Source organism: Collinsella sp. TF11-5AC (genome assembly GCF_003436775.1).
Taxonomy (GTDB): domain Bacteria; phylum Actinomycetota; class Coriobacteriia; order Coriobacteriales; family Coriobacteriaceae; genus Collinsella.
Genome location: NZ_QSQO01000046.1, coordinates 1 through 1,253, shown reverse-complemented (window position 1 = coordinate 1,253; position 1,253 = coordinate 1). Strand labels below are relative to the sequence as shown.

1 protein-coding gene is annotated in these 1,253 nt (G+C 65.6%); it reads right to left on the bottom strand.

Annotated features, from left to right (window positions below; all coding sequences use genetic code 11):
- A partial coding sequence (gene arcA, locus DXD16_RS10155) for an arginine deiminase (RefSeq protein WP_117655989.1) occupies positions 1-1,229 on the bottom strand: 1,229 nt, incomplete at its 3' end.
- Positions 1,230-1,253: the final 24 nt, after the last annotated feature.

The window sequence follows — 1,253 nt, the reverse complement described above, 5'->3', positions numbered from 1 at the left end:
CGCCAGAAGGGCATGCTCATGCAGCGCGGGCCGCCGCGGCCGCGGGAGAGCTCGGCGGAGGGCACGACGAGAAGGTCCAGGCCCTCCTTGTACAGCACGTCGTTGGTGACGGTGTTGCGCGCGTAGACGCAGATCTTGCCGGGCTCGACGCACAGGGTGTTGGAGCCGTCGTTCCACTGCTCGCGGGAGGCCGCGATCGGGTCGCCGCCGCCGCAGGGGATCAGCTTGACCTGGTCGACGCCGGTGGCGTCCTCCAGGACGTGCTCGAGGGTGTCCTCGATCAGGCGGATGTTGACCTCGCCCGGGTTCTTGCCGGCGGTCAGCTCGTAGACGCGCAGGGTGCCCATGATGGCGGGGTGGATCGTGAACTTATCGACGTCGATCTGGGTGAAGACCGTGTCGAGGTGCATGAAGGCGCGCGAGACGGGGATGTCGAAGGCCAGGATGCGCTCGACCTTGGAGTCGGAGTTCCAGAAGATGTTCTGGGCCATGACGTCGATGGCGGCCGCCTGGGTGCGCTGGGAGATGCCGACGGCGAGGGTCTTCTCGTTGATGTTCAGCACGTCGCCGCCCTCGGTGTGGAACTGGCAGTCGCGGCGGAAGTACAGGGAGACGTCCTTGTAGTCGGGGTGGTACTTGAAGACGTACTTGCCGTACAGGGTCTCGCGGTTGCGGGTGACCGAGTACATGCGGTTGAGGTTGACGCCCTCGCCGACGACCGCGAACGGGTCGCGGGTGAAGTAGAGGTTGGGCATCGGGTCGATGATCAGGTCGGACTCGGACTCGGAGTTGACCAGGGAGTCGAGGGTCGTGGACGCCGTGAGGGGCATGTCGATCTCGGCCTTGGTCATGCCGGCCATGGTCTTCTTGACGAACTCGAGGTTGTCCTCGATGGAGTCCAGCTTCTCGCGGACGATCTGCGGCATGTGCTGGCCGCGGATGCCCGCCTCGGCGATGTACTGGTCGGTGAACTCGGCGCGGGCGCCGGGGACCTGGTCGAACACCTCTGCGACGAGGTTCTCGAGGTAGAGCACCTCCACGCCCTGGTCCCTCAGGATCTGGGCGAAGGTGTCGTGCTCCTGCTGCGCGACCTCCAGGAACGGGACGTCGTCGAACAGGAGTCGCTCGAGCTCGTCGGGCGGCAGGTTGAGGAGCTCGTCGCCGGGACGGTGCAGGCAGACCTTCCTGAGCTTGCCGATCTCGGAAGGCACGTGCAGACCTTTCGTCATGGCCTCCTACCTTTCTTTCGGGCC